The following is a 15,751-nucleotide window of genomic DNA, read 5'->3' as shown; positions in this document are numbered from 1 at the left end:
CATACCGCAGCGCACGCCATGACCCAGAACTCCGCCCCCCACCCCGCTCACGTCGCCATCATCGGCGGTGGCCCCGCCGGCCTGATGGCCGCCGAAGTGCTGAGCCAGGCCGGCGTGCGCGTCGATCTGTACGACGGCATGCCCTCGGTGGGGCGCAAGTTCCTGCTGGCCGGGGTCGGCGGCATGAACATTACTCACTCCGAGCCTTACCCGGCATTCCTCGCGCGCTACGCCGAACGCGCGCCGCAGATCGCGCCGTTACTGCGCGGTTTCGACGCCGACGCGTTGTGCCGCTGGATTCATGAACTGGGCATCGAAACCTTTATCGGCAGCTCCGGCCGGGTGTTCCCCACCGACATGAAAGCCGCGCCGCTGCTGCGCGCCTGGCTCAAACGCCTGCGCGACAGCGGCGTGGTTATCCACACCCGCCATCGCTGGCTCGGCTGGGATGAACACGGCGCACTGCGCATCAGCAGCCCCGACGGCGAAATCACCGTCAAACCCGATGCCACCCTGCTCGCCCTCGGCGGCGGCAGCTGGTCGCGCCTGGGTTCGGATGGCGCGTGGATGCTGCCCCTGGAGCAAAAAGGCGTAGGACTGGCGCCGTTGCAGCCGAGCAATTGCGGATTCGAGGTGCAGGCCTGGAGCGAATTGCTTGTCAGCAAATTCGCCGGCGCACCGCTGAAAAATGTCGCCATCGGTTTGAACGACGACGTGCCACGCTTGGGCGAATGCGTGATCACCGCGACCGGGGTCGAAGGCAGCCTGATCTATGCGCTGTCGGCACCGATTCGCGAAGCGATCAATACGCAGGGTTCAGCCACGGTGCACATCGATCTGTTGCCCGGCCGACCTGTGGATAAATTGCAGGCAGCGTTGAGCAAACCGCGCGGTTCGCGTTCGATGGCCAAGCATCTGCACAGTCAGGTTGGAATTGATGGGGTGAAAGCGGCGTTGTTGCGTGAGCTGACCGACGCGGCAACCTTCGCTGATCCGGCGTTGTTGGCGCGGGCGATCAAGGCGTTGCCGCTGACCTTGGTGAAAACCCGTCCGCTGGACGAAGCCATCAGCAGTGCCGGTGGCGTGACGTTCGAAGCGCTGGATCAGCGTTTGATGCTCACGGCGTTGCCGGGGGTGTTCTGTGCGGGCGAGATGCTGGATTGGGAAGCGCCGACAGGCGGCTATCTGCTGACCGGGTGCTTTGCCAGTGGCCGGGCGGTGGGATTGGCAATGTTGGAGTGGTTGCAGAGTAAGGGCTGAAGACCGCGGCGCGCCCTTCGCGAGCAAGCCCGCTCCCACAGGAGATCTGCATTTCACTGAAGACCAATGTGGGAGCGGGCTTGCTCGCGAAGGCGCCTTTACAGACAGCGCATCAAATCAAGGCTTGCGCTTGCGTGGCCCGGTATTAAATACCGGCACTTTACGCACAGGCTTGATCGACGGCTCCGGCGCCTGGGTGTCGCCACTGTCGACCCACTTGCCCAGATTGCGCTTGCCACCGCCGCCGGATGCTTTCGGCTTTTTCGGTTTCTTCGGCTTCTTGATCACCTGACCGCTGGCATCGGTATCCGGCACGCGGTGCTCAGGTTCGAAGTCCGGCTCGTTCTGGCGCTTCAGGGTCTGGCGGGTGAGCATCTCGATTGCCGAGAGCATGTTTACTTCATCCGCGCACACCAGCGAGATCGCCTCGCCCGTCGCGCCCGCACGGCCAGTACGACCGATGCGGTGGATGTAGTCTTCAGCCACGATCGGCAGGTCGAAGTTGACCACCAGCGGCAGGTCTTCGATATCCAGACCACGGGCAGCGACGTCGGTCGCCACCAGAATCTGCACTTCGCTGAGTTTGAAACGATCCAGCGCACGCTGACGGGTCGCCTGCGGTTTGTCGCCATGGATGCCGTCGGCGTTGATGCCCAGGCCCTGGAGTTTTTCCACCAGCGCATCCACGCCGTTGCGGGTCTTGGCGAACACCAGCACCTGCTTCCACTTGTTCTTGCGCATCAAGTGCACGAACAGTTCCGGCTTGCGCTTCTTGTCTACCGTCACCACCCACTGCTTGACGGTGCTGGCCGCGACGTTGCGCGGGCTGACCTCAATGCTCAGCGGATCGTTGAGCATCTGCCCGGCGAGCAGGCGGATGTCATCGGAGAAGGTCGCGGAGAACAGTAGCGTCTGGCGCTTCTTCGGCAACATGCGGTAAATGTTCGCCAGTTCTTCGGAGAAGCCCAGGTCGAGCATGCGGTCGGCTTCGTCGAGCACCAGAGTTTGCAACTGATCGAGTTTCAACGCGTTCTGGCGGAACAGGTCGATCAGGCGACCCGGCGTGGCGACCAGCACATCAACGCCGCCGCGCAGCTTCATCATCTGCGGGTTGATGCTGACGCCGCCGTACACCGCATACGTGCGCAATGGCAGGTTTTCAGCGTATTGGCGCACCGACTCATGAACCTGCTCCGCCAGCTCGCGGGTCGGCACCAGAATCAGTGCACGCGCCGAATTGGCGGCCACTTTCGGCCCTTCCATGGCCAGCAACTGCAGCAGCGGCAAGGCGAAACCGGCGGTCTTGCCGGTGCCGGTCTGGGCCGCAGCCATCAGGTCGCGACCGGCCAGCACGGCCGGAATGGCTTGCGCCTGAACCGGCGTTGGAGTCTGGTAGCCGAGCTTCTCGAGGGAGCGCAGCAAGGGTTCGATCAGGCCAAGGGTGGCGAAAGTCATGGGAGTACCGTAGGAAAAATCAGCGCGGTTGCGCAAAACAAGGGTGCAATGGCGCGCAGTTTACCCTAATTCACACGTTGCTCTGCTGGAATGGCGGTCTTCGGCGTCTCCACGACGAGCGGCTGCGCCGGCCGCCGCCACTGCGGCAGACCGATCAACACCACGGCACTGATGATCACCAGCATCGCCAGCGCCTCTTCCATGCCGATGGTCTCGCCGACAAACACGATCCCCAGCAACACCGCCACCGCCGGGTTGACGTAGGCATAGCTGGTGGCCGCTGCCGGACGCACGTGTTTGAGCAGGTACATGTAGGAATTGAAAGCGATGATCGAGCCGAAGAAGATCAGATAACCCAGGGCCAGCCAGCCTTCCACCGGCGGTATGGCTTGCAGGTGCTCGCCGCTCACTGCGCTGCCGATCAACAGCACCACGCCACCCACCAGCATCTCCACGGCACTGGCCATTGCCCCTTGCGGCAACGGCAGATGCTTGCTCCACACCGAGCCGAACGCCCAGGTCGCCGCTGCAAAAACCAGCAACGCCGCGCCCAGCGGGCTCGATTGCAGGTTGGAACCCATGTTGAGCATAGCGATGCCGACAATCCCCAACGCCACCCCGGCCCACTCCAGGCGCGTATTGCGCGCGCCCCAGAAATACCCGAAGAGCAACGTGAACAGCGGCACCGTCGCCACCGCCAGTGCCGCCACGCCGGAAGCCACGCCAGTATGCTCGGCGACACTGACCGCGCCGTTACCAAAACTGAGCAACAGAATCCCGATGATCCCCGCCGCTTTCCATTGCGCCCAGGTCGGCGCCGGTGCCCCGCGCCAGCGCAGGAAGGCGTACATCAGGCTGCCGGCAATCACGAAACGCACCCCGCCGAGCATCAGTGGCGGCCAGTATTCGACGCCGAGGCGGATCACCAGATAGGTCGATCCCCAAATCACATACAGCGCGAAAAACGCGGCGATCAACGGCAAGGAAAAACGGCGCAAGGCAGGCATGGGCAGCTCGACAGTCAGAGGCAGGGTGTGAATTATTCTAGAAAGGCCCGCGAGCAAAAATAAGCTACAAAACCTGTTTATCGCGCCGGTACACTTTTGAAACAACGGAGATCGACGGGATAAACCACGATTTCGAAAGTCTGGCAATTTCAGGAGTCCGGCCTTGGACAAATACGACCGCATGCTGCTCAGCGCCCTGTTGGAAAACGGTCGCGCGTCCTACGCCGATCTCGCGCGCAAAGTGAACCTGTCCGCCCCGGCAGTGGCCGAGCGCGTGGCCAAGCTTGAAGCCGCCGGCGTGATCACCGGGTATCAGGCGAACATCGACCTGTCGAAAATCGGCTTGCCGATCCAGTGCATGATCGAATTGCGCCTGCACCAGAACGGCAGCCAGAAGGTCTACGACGAACTGGTGAAAATCCCGCAACTGACCGAGTGCTTTCGGGTGACGGGCGATCCGTGCGTGATGATGAAAGGCGCGGTGGGCTCGATGACGGAGCTGGAAGAATTGATCAATCGCGTGGCGAAGTTCGGCTTCAGCAAGACCTCGATTGTGCTGTCGAGCGCGATCGAAAAGCGCGTGCCGCTGGGCCATATCGAAAGCAATGGCAAATAATTCAGCCCACCACAAACCCACTGTAGGAGTGAGCCTGCTCGCGATAGCGGTGTGTCAGTCACCGATAATGTCGAATGACAGACCGCCATCGCGAGCAGGCTCACTCCTACAAGGATGTTGTGTTGGGTTCGGGATCAGCGGTAGCGCAGCAGGTGTTCGCTGACTTTCGCGGCCGGGACTTTCTGCAATTTGCACAGCAGGTCGTGGTTCAGCTCCCGCACCCCATGCTTGTGCCGCAGTTCTTCAGCCAGATGCGCCATCAGGTTGGCCGCCATCTCGGCATCCGCCATCGCCCTGTGCGCCTGGCCGGTGTGTGGCAGGCGGGCGAACGTGGTCAGGGTGCCGAGCTTGTGGTTCGGCGCCGTCGGCATCAGGCGTCGGGCAAGCAGCAACGAACAGGCGAAGTTCTGCAATCGGGTGCGTTTGATCCGCCCCAGCTCGAAGTCCCAGAACTTCTGGTCGAACGAGGCGTTGTGCGCCACCAGCGGGGTGCAGCCGACGAATTCGTTGACCTCTTCCATGACCCGCTCGGCCGACGGTGCACTGCGCAGCATGGCGTTGCTGATGCCGGTCAGTTGTTCGATGAACGCAGGAACGCGCACGCCGGCGTTCATCAGGCTCTGGTAACGCTCGACGATACGGCCGTTTTCCAGCATGACCACGGCGATTTCCGTGGCGCGGCAGCTGCTGTTCGGCGACAGGCCGGTGGTTTCAAAGTCGATGACTGCAATGCGTTCCAAACCGGGTTCAACTCCGTTCAAATCAATTCTTGAGCAACGCTCAGTTTTTCAACAGCAGTGCGCCTTCGATCGGCACATAACGGCTGGCGGCGCGGATCAGCGAGTTGGCGGTCAGGCCCGGCACGCCATAGGCCACTGCCTGTACGCCGTGCTTGCTGATGATGCGTTCGAGCAGCATGTCGAAGTCGCCGTCACCGGAGGCCAGGACGATTTCGTCGACGTGGTCGGCGGCGTCCATGATGTCGAGGGTGATGCCCACGTCCCAGTCGCCCTTGGCCGAGCCGTCGCTGCGCTGGATATAGGGTTTGAGCTTCACGGTGAAACCGAGGTTGCGCAGGATCTGCTGGAACTGCTGCTGCTTGCTGTCGCCACGGTCGATGGCGTAGGCATAGGCCTCGACGATCTGCCCTTGCTTGCTAATGTCAGCCCACAGCGCGGCGTAGTTGAAGTGACAACCATAGGCCTGACGCACGGTGTAGTAGAGGTTCTGCACATCGGCGAACACTGCGATTTTTTTCACCGGGATTCCTGTGAGCGCATAGCGCATGAAGCGGGATCAGGCGCCGGGCCCGAAAAAGGCGCTCAGTATGCCAGCCCACAGGAAGGTGGCGCGAATAATCGACCCACCACTCCGGACGGATGGTGGATTGTGGTGAGGGGATTTATCCCCGATGGGCAGCGCAGCGGCCCCGAAAATGGGACTGCTGCGCACTCCATCGGGGATAAATCCCCTCACCACAGATTTGATACTGACGGCTGATCAGTCAGACAAACGAATCGTCGTCATCGAAGAATGACGAGTTGTCATCGCTGTAGTCGGTGTCAGTGAATCCGCCCTGGTCATTGCCAGAGAAACCGTTATCGGCCACACGCTGGTCATTGCCCCAGTCGTTACCGCTCTGGTCGGCCACTTGCGCCGGCTCTTCCTTGATCACTTCAACGATTTCTTCGGGCTGCTGGTTGTGATGGAACAGGCTGCTGATGCCCTGCGCCAGCATCACGCCACCGGCCACGCCAGCGGCAGTTTTCAGAGCGCCGCCGAGGAAGCTGCTGCCCGCAGCCGGAGCTGCTTGCTGCGCGTAGTTGGGCGGTGGTGCGGCATAGTTCTGTTGTGGCGCTGGCGCAGCGTAGTTCTGCTGCGGTGCCGGCTCACGCCAGCCGCCGGTAGAAGCCGGAGCGCTCTGGGTCGGCGCTGGACGCGAGCTGCCGCCGCCGAAGATGCTCGACAGGAAACCACCGCCGCCGCTTGGCGCCGGGGCCGCGCTCTGGGACTTGGCCGCTTGCAGTTCAGCCTGCAATTGCTGGACTTGCCGGGTCAGCTGCTTGTTCTGTTCGTCGAGGCTCTTGATGGCCGCCTCTTGCACCAGAATCGCCTGGGTCATGAAATAACCTGCCGCCGGCTGGCGGGTCAGGTGTTCCTTGATCCGCGCCTCGGCCTGGGCGTCGCGCGGGGCTGCCTCCGTTTCGGCCTGTTGCAGCCGGGAAAACAGTCCATCGATCAGGGTTTGCTCTTCGCTGTTCATGGCGACCTCGTAGATTGCCGGGGATAACGTTGCCCGTGTCCACTGTGGACATGGCGCACCTCTGTAATGGAGGCAGTGACAGGATGTTTCAACGACCTTTACCGAATGTTTACGTTTGTGTCCGCCCGCCCATCATCGGTTAAAGTGAGCCACTGTTTTCGACCTGCGATACCGACTGATGAATGCTTTCGATGTACTGCGCGACTCTCTGTATTTTTTCAAACGCCACCTGGTCAGCATCGTGCAGCTGTGCCTGCCGCTGGTGATCTTCGAGGCGGCGCTGCAGCAAGTGGTGGATCACGTCACCGACCCGGACAGTTTCTCCGCCGCCAGCGTGGTCGTCGGTCTGCTGGTGTATCCGCTGTACACCGCCGCGCTGATCCTGTTCCTCGACGCACGCACCCGTGGCGAAGCTCCGCGCAATCTCGACCTGCTGGCGATGTCCGCGCGCCTGTGGCCGCGTTTCGCCTTGCTCACCGCGCTCAATACCTTGCTGATTCTGCTGGGGCTGTCGCTGTATTTCCTGCCAGGCCTGATGCTGATGGTCATGCTCGCATTCGCTGAATACCTGCTGGTGCTGCGCGGCATGGGGCCGCTGCAGGCGATGAAGGAAAGTCTGCGCCTGACGCGTGGGCATTTCTGGCGGATCCTGCTGTGCATTCTGTGTGTGATGGGGCCGTTGTGGCTGCTCAAGGGCGCGACCCTGGCGGCGTACCCCGACCCACAGAATCCGCTGATCGCGGTAATGATCGACAGCGCGCACAGTTTCCTGCAGCTGTTCACCAGTGTGGTACTGTTCCGTCTGTTCATGCTGATCAGCGAATTGCCTGACAAACGTACCGGAGCGGTCTGACTTCGCGACCCTTGGGCCAAGGCTCTGCGGTCAGGTATGCTCGGAGCCACTTTTGTAACGCGATAAGCCGAGCCATGCCCCGTCTGCTGCGCTACACCCTGTTACTGATTGTGCTCGCCATCGCCGTGATCGGCGGGCTGATCTACAGCCTGACCTGGCGCCCCGATGCGCGAGAAACCTTGCCCGCCACCTGCAGCGGCACGCCGCCGACCCTGGTGCCCGGGCAAGCGCTGAAAGTCATGACCTGGAACGTGCAGTATCTGGCGGGCAAGCGTTATGTGTTCTGGAACGATCTCGCCCAAGGCGCCGATGAAGCACCATCCCCGGAAGACATGGCCTTCAGTCTCGACGAAGTGGCGCGGGTGATCCGCGACGAGCAACCCGACGTAGTGCTCCTGCAGGAGCTGGATGACGGCGCCAAGGCCAGCGATTACCAGAATCAGCTCAAGCTGTTGCAGGAGCGGGTCACCGATCTCTACCCGTGCAGCGCTCACGCCTTCGACTGGAAGGCCGATTTTGTCCCCGATCCGCACATCTTCGGCAGCGTTGGCCGGCAACTGGCGACCCTCAGCCGCTACCGCATCGAACACGCCGAACGCCTGCAATTGCCGGTGCCGCCGGCGAATTTCATCTCCCGCCAGTTCGAACCCAAGGATGCTCTGCTCGCCACCAAGCTGCCGCTGAGCGACGGCGGGCAACTGACGGTGTTCAACACCCATCTGGATCGCGCTAGCCAAGCGGACGAGACCTTGCAGGCGCAAGTGACGGCGGTGGCCAAGGTACTCGACAAGTACGAAAGCCAGGGCCTGCCATGGCTGATCGGCGGTGACTTCAACCTGTTGCCACTGGGCCAGTATCAGCGCCTGCCGGCCGAGCAGCGCACGCCCTACTCCATCGACAGTGCGCTGCACCTGTTGTGGGACAAGTACCCGATGATCCCGACCAACAACGAAGCCAGCGGTATCGACCGCGCCCACTGGCTGACCCACTACCCCAACGACCCCGGCCTCAATGGCCCGGATCGCACGGTCGACTATCTGTTCTACAGCCCGAAGATCAAACGGGTCGAAGCGCGGGTGCGCCAGGACGATACGTTGCGCATTTCCGATCACTTGCCGGTGATTGCGCGGTTCCTGCTGCCCGCAGCCCCGTAGCCAGTTAACACGATATCCCCCTGTGGGAGCGGGCTTGCTCGCGAAAGCGTCGTGTCAGTTGATGCATCCGCGCCTGGCGCACCGCCTTCGCGAGCAAGCCCGCTCCCACAGTAGATTGATGTCGTACCGTGATTGGTTGGCAGGCTGCGATGTTTTGCTCTTCAGGTGCCGCGCGGCTTGGCCCGCGCGGTCGCCTCGGCCACCAACGGATCATCCGGCCAATAATGCTTCGGATAGCGCCCCTTGAGATCCTTCTTCACCTCGGCATAGGTGCTGCGCCAGAAGTTGGCCAGATCCTGCGTCACCTGCACCGGCCGCCGTGCCGGGGACAGCAGATGCAGCTTGACCACTTGCCGGCCGCCGGCAATTCGTGGCGTCTCGGCGAGGCCGAACAGCTCCTGCAAACGCACCGCGAGAATCGGTGGCTGTTCGCTGTAATCCAGACGAATCGATGACCCCGACGGCACGCTGATGTGGTGCGGCGCCAGCTCATCAAGCTTCTGCGGCAACGGCCACGGCAGCAGATTGCGGACGATGCTCGACAGGTCCAGATTGGCGAAATGGCTGAGCCGCGAGACCTTGCCCAGGTAAGGCATTAACCAATGCTCGAGGGTTTTCAGCAACGTTACATCGCTGACATCCGGCCACTGACTGTCATCCTGCGTGGCCAGATCCAACTGCCGCAACAGGGCAACCCGCGCCTGCCACTGCCGTAGCTCCGGCGTCCACGGCAACAACTCCAGTCCCTTGCGCCGCACCAGATTGACCAGCGCCTGACTGCGCGCCGCTTCGTCGAGACCGGTCAACGGTTCGCGGCTGAGGATCAGTTCGCCAACCTTGCGCTGACGCTCGGCGCGCAGCACGCCTTCGCGCTCATCCCAGTCCAGTTGATCGACAGCGCGCACTTGCTCGGCGAGCACCGAATCGAACAGCGCCGGATCAAAATCCGCCGCCAGGTAAATCCGTTCTTCACGCTGGCCCTGACGACTGCCCAGGTCGGCGACAACGATCCACGGCTCCTTCATCAGGCTGTCGGCTTCGGCGAACAGCGCAGCGCGACCATTGGCCAGACGATATTCGGCGCCACCGGCACGCCGCTGCTGGGCAACCCGATCCGGGTAAGCCAGCGCCAGCAGCGCACCGAGCCAGCGCGGGTGATCGGGATCGCTGACCGGCGCGCTGGCCTTGCCGCGCAGGTAACCGCGATATTGCCGCGCCAGTTGCCGCGCACGCTGCACGCCGCCCTGAGCACCGCGTGCCGCGCGTTCTTCGCCGGAGAGCAGCACCAGGCGACTGTGCAGATCCGCACCGGCGCCGCGCAGGATATCGCGCTCGCCGAGCAGTGCCGCGACGTCGCACGCCATGTTCGCCAGCCCCAACGCCTGACCGCGCAGCAACAGATGGGCGATGCGCGGATGCGCTGGCAACTCGGCCATGGCCTGACCGTGGGACGTCAGCGCCTCGCCTTCAAGTGCGCCCAGGTGCTGCAACAAATCCTGCGCCTGGGCATAGGCCGCTGCCGGCGGCACATCGAGCCAGACCAGCTCGCCCGGGGTCACGCCCCAGCGTCCAAGTTGCAGCGCCAGACTCGCCAGATCCGCCGACAGAATTTCGGCACTGCCGTAAGCGGCGAGTTGCTCGTGCTGAACCTGCGACCACAAGCGGTAACACACACCCGGCTCCAGACGTCCGGCCCGGCCCGCACGCTGGGTGGCGCTGGCCCTGGAAATGCGCTGAGTATCGAGGCGGGTCATGCCGCTGCCGGGGTCGAAACGCGGCACCCGCGCCAGCCCGGCGTCGATCACCACGCGCACGCCGTTGATGGTCAGGCTGGTCTCGGCGATGTTGGTCGCCAGCACCACTTTGCGCTGGCCCGCCGGCGCCGGGTCGATGGCAGCGCGCTGGGCGTTGAGGTCCAGTTCGCCGTGCAACGGACAGAGCAATACGTCTTTACGCTCGCCAATGGCATCGCTCAGTTGCTGATGCACCCGACGGATTTCCGCCTGCCCCGGCAAGAACACCAGCAGGCTTCCAGTCTCATCGTGCAGGGCTTCGAGGACGGTCTGGGTCACGCGCTGGTCGATGTATTCGCCGGGCTGGAACGGTCGCCCCCAGCGCATCGTCACCGGGTACATGCGCCCTTCGCTGCGCAGGATCGGCGCGTCATCCAGCAACCCGGCCAGACGCTCGCCTTCCAGCGTGGCGGACATCAGCAGAATCTTCAGCGGCTGTTCAGCGCGGAACAGTTCACGACCGTTCAAACTCAGGGCCAAGGCCAGATCGGCATCAAGACTGCGTTCGTGAAATTCGTCGAAGATCAGCAGACCGACGCCTTCCAGCGCCGGATCATCCTGCAGGCGTCGGGTGAGAATGCCTTCGGTGACCACTTCGATACGGGTATTGGGGCCGACCTTGCTGTCGAGGCGGATGCGATAACCGACGGTTTCACCGACCTTCTCACCCAGTTCGCTGGCCAACCGTTCGGCAGCGGCTCGCGCGGCGAGACGCCGTGGTTCGAGCATCAGAATGGTCTGCCCGGCCAGCCACGCTTCATCGAGCAAGGCCAAAGGCACGCGGGTGGTTTTACCGGCGCCGGGCGGTGCTTCGAGCACTGCTTCGTGGCGTGTCGCCAACGCTTCACGCAGGGCGGGTAAAACTTCATCGATCGGCAAAGAAATCATGCTGGCTCCCAAACAGAGCGGCGAGTATAACGGCGAACTGCCAAGCGTTCGTCAGGGTCTTAACTTCACAAGACGAAGCTTCGTTAATAGATGACTCAGGAGATTTTCCATGCGCTTACCTTCTCGCCTGATCGGCGGTGTACTGGTCGCCACCCTGCTCACTCAACTCACGGCCTGCGGTTCGATTTTCTACCCGGATCGTCGCGGTCAGATCGATGGCAAGATCGACCCGGCGATTGCCGTGCTCGACGCCGTGGGCCTGCTGTTCTACGTGATTCCAGGGCTGATCGCGTTCGCGGTCGACTTCACCACCGGCGCGATCTATTTCGAACCCGGCCACACCGCTCAGGTCGATCCGGCCAAGCTCAAACAGGCGGTCGGCCCGGACGGTCAGGTCGATAGCCTCAAGTTGCAGGCTATTCTCGAAACAGAACTGGGCCGCAACCTGCCGCTGGACGATCCGCGCCTGATCCAGCATAAGGGCAGCACGCAACAACTGGCGATGTTTGGCCTGCAACCCGCCGCATAAGGAAATCACATGACCACCAGCCCCGAACACGCCCGCCTGCTGCGGCTGGCAACCCGCGCTTCGGTGGCGGTGGCCTGCACGCTGATCATCGCCAAAGCCATCGCCTGGTGGCTGAGCGGCTCGGTGAGCATGCTCGCCGGCCTCACCGACTCGGCGCTGGATGGCGTCACTTCGCTGCTCAATCTGCTGGCGGTGCATTACGCGCTGCGTCCGGCCGATGACGATCACCGTTACGGCCACGGCAAGGCCGAATCGCTGGCGGGCATGGCGCAGGCGCTGTTTATCGGTGGCAGTGCGGTGCTGATTGCGTTCCAGGCGTATGAACGCATCAAGCAACCGGAGCCGTTGGGCGCGCCTTGGCTGAGCATCGGCGTGATCGTGTTCTCGCTGCTGCTGACCGCCGCGTTGCTGACGCTGCAACATCGGGTGATCAAGCAGACCGGCTCCAACGCCGTGCGCGCCGACTCGCTGCACTACCGTTCGGACATGCTGCTCAACGGCAGCATTCTGATCGCGCTGATTCTCGCCGGCATGGGCTTTCATCAGTTGGACGCATGGTTCGGTCTGGGGATTGCCGGGTACATTTTGTGGAGCGCGATCCAGATCGCCCGGGAAAGTTTTTCGGTGCTGATGGATGAAGAGCTGCCGACGGACGTCAGTCAGCACATGCTCGAACTGGCCTGCGCGGTACCTGGCGTATTGGGCGCGCATGACTTGCGCACACGGATCTCGGGCAACCACTGGTTTGTGCAGTTGCATCTGGAGTTGCCAGGAGAGCTGACCTTGTCAGTGGCTCACGGCATCAGCGATCAGGCGGCGGATGCGATTCACGCCGCCTACCCGCGAGCCGAAGTGCTGGTGCACGCCGACCCGCAGGAAGTGGTCAAGACCGAACGGGCGCAAACCCGGATTCAGTAAGACACCTGATAACCGCGACTGCTCAGGCAGTTGCCCTGCGCCTGACGGTAAGCCTGCACCACTTCAGGCGCTGGTTGATAGGTCGCGGTACGCGGGTCGAAACCGCTCTGCTGCACGGCGTATTGGTAGCACTGATAACCGTCCTGCTGCACCTGTTCCGGCGACTGCCCGTTGGCCGGATAGGCCTCGACGTCATAGCCCTGGGATTGCGGCTGCGGTTGCGGCGGTTGCTGCACCGGGGGTTCGACTACGACGTAATCCTGAGTGGCTTCCTGATACGCATAGTAGGAACCGGCAGCGAGGAACAGCAGCGCACCGCCGATCCACACTTCGCGGGCATAGTCCGGCAGATACTGGGTGCGAATCCCTCGCGGCGGCTGCACGACGATGTAGCGCGGGCCTTGCGGGCGATACCAGTACCCGCCGGAATAGAAGTAATCCTGACCGCGATACGGCACTCGGTATTCGCGATCCGGGAAGCGGTCGATCACATGCCCCGGACGGTATTGCGGGCCTGGACCCCAACCGTTGCCATGGCCATCCGGGCGACCCGGCCAGCGATTGTCATTGGGCCGGTTGCCGGTTTGCCATTGCTGGTTGTGGTAACCATTCTGCGGACGCTCGTCGCGGTAGTAACCCTGGCGCGGTTCCTGAGTCTGGCGCACGGTGTCGGGCCGTGGCTGGATCGGCAGGTTGTTCGACGGGGGCGCCTGATGCACCGGAGCAGGCTGATTGGGCGCGCGGTTCTGGTTCTGCCACTGGCCATTGTTGTGCTGCTGGCCGTTGTGCTCGAACTGACGGCTATTGTCGCCCCGAATGATCTCGTTGTTCTGCGGCCGCGGCTGATTTTGCGGCGGCGGATTGTTCTGCCCGTGGGGCTGATGATCGCCCCCATGGCCCTGGTTATTTCCCTGATGCTCAGGGCCGCGTCCACCATTAGGGCTGCGGCTCTCCGGATCGTCGGCGAGCGCTTGCGCACTGACGCTCACACACAGCAAACCAACACCGGCCAGACGCCAGATGCGCGACTTCATGCTCTTCCTCACTGCGGGTATTAAGAGGGCTTGTAGCTAAGACCGGGAATACGCACACCGGGTTCTGCGACAGGTTATCAGTCACGAAACTTATTTATTGAGGAAGGCTGTGCATCGAGGCACAAAAATCGCAGGCAAGAAAAAGGGAGACCCGTCGGCCTCCCTTTAGATAACTTCGTCCTGGCTCGACGCTTTTGACGTCGGCTCACCTCACGCCGTCTTCTGGACAGTGTGCAGCTCGGGGGCCGGCCCATCCCCGGTGGGGGTGGCGGCCGCGGCGGGCCTGATTGGGCGGGCCGCAGTGGACTGTGTTACCGAGCAGTGATTCTGGTGATAAGAATAGGCCGCAAGACGCGACAGAGGATTGCTAAGATTGCTCAAATAAACACTGCTTGCGCAATTTTTAACCCTGGATAGATAATCCGCCGCAATAGTTACAACCAAGGACTGATTCATGAGCAAACTCGACCGTTACGACCTGAGTATTTTGGCGGAATTGCAGCGCGACGCCCGCATCTCCAACCAGGAACTGGCCGAGCGCATCGGTCTGTCGCCCTCGCCCTGCTCGCGCCGGGTCAAGCAACTGGAGGACGACGGCTACATCTCGCGCCAGGTCGCCCTGCTCGATCGCAAGATGCTCGGCCTGAGCCTGACGGCCTACGTGCTGATCGGCATGGACCGGCACACACCGGAGCGTTTCGAGAATTTCGAAGCGGCGATCCGCACCCTGCCGCAAGTGCTGGAATGCAGCCTGGTGACCGGCGTGGATGCCGACTATCAGTTGAAAGTGGTGGTGCCGGACATGGACCACTATCAGAAGCTGTTGCTGGGGCATCTGACCCGGATTGAAGGGGTGACCAGCGTGCGTTCGAGTTTTGTACTGAATCAGGTGCTCAACAGCACCGAACTGCCGCTGACGCATCTGCGCAACTGACATCGCCTTCGCGAGCAAGCCCGCCCCCACAGGGAAATGCATTCCAAATGTGGGAGCGGGCTTGCTCGCGAAGAGGCCGGTACAGGCACCCCATAACCGCGGCACACCGACACAGGTCAATGCGGCCCTGCCACCCTCGGCGTATAATCGCCCAGCCCTTTCAGCCCTGTGCGCGCCGGAGATGCCCGATGGATCCAGCAGTATTCGAAGAATGGATGATGACTGGCCTGGTCAGCATCCTGATCATTTTCATGGGTTTCATCGTCTGGGATCTGGCGAAGAAGTCCAAGGCCGGGCGTTTCGGCTCGTTCATTCTGTTCTTCGTCCTGGGCCTGGGCGTGGCCGCGTTCATCATCAAGAGTGTGGTGATCGGCCTGATCGAATCCGGCGCTCTATAACCGCGCCGGCACTTCTTTCCATTGGCCCTGATCGAGCCCTTCAAGCGTCCAGTCGCCAATCCGTACCCGCACCAGCCGTAACGTCGGCAGCCCCACCGCTGCGGTCATACGTCGTACCTGACGGTTGCGCCCTTCACGAATCACCAACTCCAGCCAACTGGTCGGCACGCTTTTGCGAAAGCGTACCGGCGGATTGCGTGGCCACAGTTGCGGCTCGTCCAGTTGCCGCGCCTCGGCGGGCAGGGTCATGCCGTCATTCAGCTCAACGCCATCGCGTAAACGCTGCAGTTGCTCGGCCGTCGGCTCGCCCTCGACCTGCACCCAGTACGTCTTCGGCAACTTGTGTTTCGGGTCGGCAATCCGCGCCTGCAACTGGCCGTCGTTGGTCAGCAACAACAAGCCTTCGCTGTCGCGATCAAGGCGTCCGGCCGGATAGATACCGGGCACGTCAATGTAATCCTTGAGCGTCGCCCGCCCGCCTTCGTCGCTGAACTGCGTCAGCACATCGAACGGTTTGTTGAACAGGATCAACTTCGGCTCGGCCGGCGGCGCTTTGGCGACACGACGTGGAGCCGAGGAGGATGGCTTCGCACCGGGACGGCGGGAAGGTGGGCGCGGGGGACGGGACATGGGCAAAACAACATCTGGC

16 protein-coding genes are annotated in these 15,751 nt (G+C 62.4%); 8 read left to right on the top strand and 8 right to left on the bottom strand.

The features are described 5' to 3' along the window. Window positions 1–18 precede the first annotated feature (18 nt). Window positions 19–1,260, top strand: a complete 1,242-nt coding sequence (locus VLA07_RS20575) for a TIGR03862 family flavoprotein (protein WP_333991033.1) — start codon at window positions 19–21, stop codon at window positions 1,258–1,260. Window positions 1,261–1,377: 117 nt separating this feature from the next. Here the strand turns inward: VLA07_RS20575 and VLA07_RS20570 are convergent, their stop codons facing one another. Together VLA07_RS20570 and yedA are read right to left on the bottom strand one after the other, a co-directional pair. Beyond that, window positions 1,378–2,715, bottom strand: coding sequence for a DEAD/DEAH box helicase (locus VLA07_RS20570; protein WP_333991031.1), 1,338 nt, complete (start codon window positions 2,713–2,715; stop codon window positions 1,378–1,380). A gap of 65 nt (window positions 2,716–2,780) precedes the next feature. Next, on the bottom strand, window positions 2,781–3,722 hold the full coding sequence (gene yedA, locus VLA07_RS20565) for a drug/metabolite exporter YedA (protein ID WP_247268879.1): 942 nt from the start codon (window positions 3,720–3,722) through the stop codon (window positions 2,781–2,783). 163 nt (window positions 3,723–3,885) lie between these two features. Here yedA and VLA07_RS20560 point away from each other — a divergent pair, with 163 nt between their 5' ends. Next, on the top strand, window positions 3,886–4,338 hold the full coding sequence (locus VLA07_RS20560) for an Lrp/AsnC family transcriptional regulator (protein WP_333991029.1): 453 nt from the start codon (window positions 3,886–3,888) through the stop codon (window positions 4,336–4,338). 134 nt (window positions 4,339–4,472) lie between these two features. On the opposite strand, the gene VLA07_RS20555 is transcribed toward VLA07_RS20560, so the two are convergent. The 3 genes from VLA07_RS20555 to VLA07_RS20545 all read right to left on the bottom strand — a co-directional run bounded on the left by VLA07_RS20555 (window position 4,473) and on the right by VLA07_RS20545 (window position 6,601). Beyond that, window positions 4,473–5,078: a 3'-5' exonuclease gene (locus VLA07_RS20555; RefSeq protein ID WP_247268881.1), complete on the bottom strand. Its 606-nt coding sequence runs from the start codon at window positions 5,076–5,078 to the stop codon at window positions 4,473–4,475. Window positions 5,079–5,118: 40 nt separating this feature from the next. After that, a complete protein-coding gene (locus VLA07_RS20550) occupies window positions 5,119–5,625 on the bottom strand; it encodes a LabA-like NYN domain-containing protein (protein WP_333991026.1) in 507 nt (168 codons plus the stop codon). Window positions 5,626–5,842: 217 nt separating this feature from the next. Continuing rightward, window positions 5,843–6,601 (bottom strand): DUF2076 domain-containing protein, encoded by a 759-nt coding sequence (locus VLA07_RS20545; protein WP_096795265.1) that lies wholly within the window; start codon window positions 6,599–6,601, stop codon window positions 5,843–5,845. A 178-nt stretch (window positions 6,602–6,779) separates the two neighbouring features. On the opposite strand from VLA07_RS20545, the gene VLA07_RS20540 reads away from it, so the two are divergent. Together VLA07_RS20540 and VLA07_RS20535 are read left to right on the top strand one after the other, a co-directional pair. Next, window positions 6,780–7,454 carry a YciC family protein gene (locus tag VLA07_RS20540; protein ID WP_150368164.1) on the top strand — a complete coding sequence of 225 codons (675 nt, stop codon included), beginning with the start codon at window positions 6,780–6,782 and terminating at the stop codon, window positions 7,452–7,454. Window positions 7,455–7,528: 74 nt separating this feature from the next. Continuing rightward, window positions 7,529–8,608, top strand: coding sequence for an endonuclease/exonuclease/phosphatase family protein (locus tag VLA07_RS20535; RefSeq protein ID WP_333991024.1), 1,080 nt, complete (start codon window positions 7,529–7,531; stop codon window positions 8,606–8,608). 161 nt (window positions 8,609–8,769) lie between these two features. On the opposite strand, the gene hrpB is transcribed toward VLA07_RS20535, so the two are convergent. Continuing rightward, on the bottom strand, window positions 8,770–11,289 hold the full coding sequence (gene hrpB, locus VLA07_RS20530; RefSeq protein ID WP_333991021.1) for an ATP-dependent helicase HrpB: 2,520 nt from the start codon (window positions 11,287–11,289) through the stop codon (window positions 8,770–8,772). A 109-nt stretch (window positions 11,290–11,398) separates the two neighbouring features. On the opposite strand from hrpB, the gene VLA07_RS20525 reads away from it, so the two are divergent. Continuing rightward, window positions 11,399–11,818 carry a polyribonucleotide nucleotidyltransferase gene (locus VLA07_RS20525; protein WP_333991019.1) on the top strand — a complete coding sequence of 140 codons (420 nt, stop codon included), beginning with the start codon at window positions 11,399–11,401 and terminating at the stop codon, window positions 11,816–11,818. Between the two features lie 9 nt (window positions 11,819–11,827). Further along, entirely contained in the window at window positions 11,828–12,736 is a 909-nt protein-coding gene (locus VLA07_RS20520) for a cation diffusion facilitator family transporter (protein ID WP_098965762.1), read from the top strand. On the opposite strand, the gene VLA07_RS20515 is transcribed toward VLA07_RS20520, so the two are convergent. Further along, the gene (locus VLA07_RS20515; protein WP_096795269.1) at window positions 12,730–13,770 is read right to left on the bottom strand and encodes a DUF6515 family protein; all 1,041 of its coding nucleotides are present in this window, start codon (window positions 13,768–13,770) and stop codon (window positions 12,730–12,732) included. The two genes, VLA07_RS20520 and VLA07_RS20515, sit on opposite strands and share 7 nt — an antisense overlap. A gap of 454 nt (window positions 13,771–14,224) precedes the next feature. Between VLA07_RS20515 and VLA07_RS20510 the strand changes: the two genes are divergently transcribed. Further along, window positions 14,225–14,704 carry an Lrp/AsnC family transcriptional regulator gene (locus tag VLA07_RS20510; protein WP_008081091.1) on the top strand — a complete coding sequence of 160 codons (480 nt, stop codon included), beginning with the start codon at window positions 14,225–14,227 and terminating at the stop codon, window positions 14,702–14,704. Between the two features lie 188 nt (window positions 14,705–14,892). Then, on the top strand, window positions 14,893–15,102 hold the full coding sequence (locus tag VLA07_RS20505; protein ID WP_003228500.1) for a DUF2788 domain-containing protein: 210 nt from the start codon (window positions 14,893–14,895) through the stop codon (window positions 15,100–15,102). Here VLA07_RS20505 and VLA07_RS20500 read toward each other — a convergent pair. Beyond that, window positions 15,097–15,732 carry a pseudouridine synthase gene (locus VLA07_RS20500; RefSeq protein ID WP_333991000.1) on the bottom strand — a complete coding sequence of 212 codons (636 nt, stop codon included), beginning with the start codon at window positions 15,730–15,732 and terminating at the stop codon, window positions 15,097–15,099. The genes VLA07_RS20505 and VLA07_RS20500 overlap by 6 nt on opposite strands. Window positions 15,733–15,751 lie beyond the last annotated feature (19 nt).

Origin of the sequence: Pseudomonas sp. S3(2024), assembly GCF_036861315.1 — a bacterium.
Lineage (GTDB): Bacteria > Pseudomonadota > Gammaproteobacteria > Pseudomonadales > Pseudomonadaceae > Aquipseudomonas > Aquipseudomonas putida_A.
The sequence above is the reverse complement of the archived record's forward strand: the minus strand, read 5'-3'. Positions and strand labels throughout refer to the sequence as shown.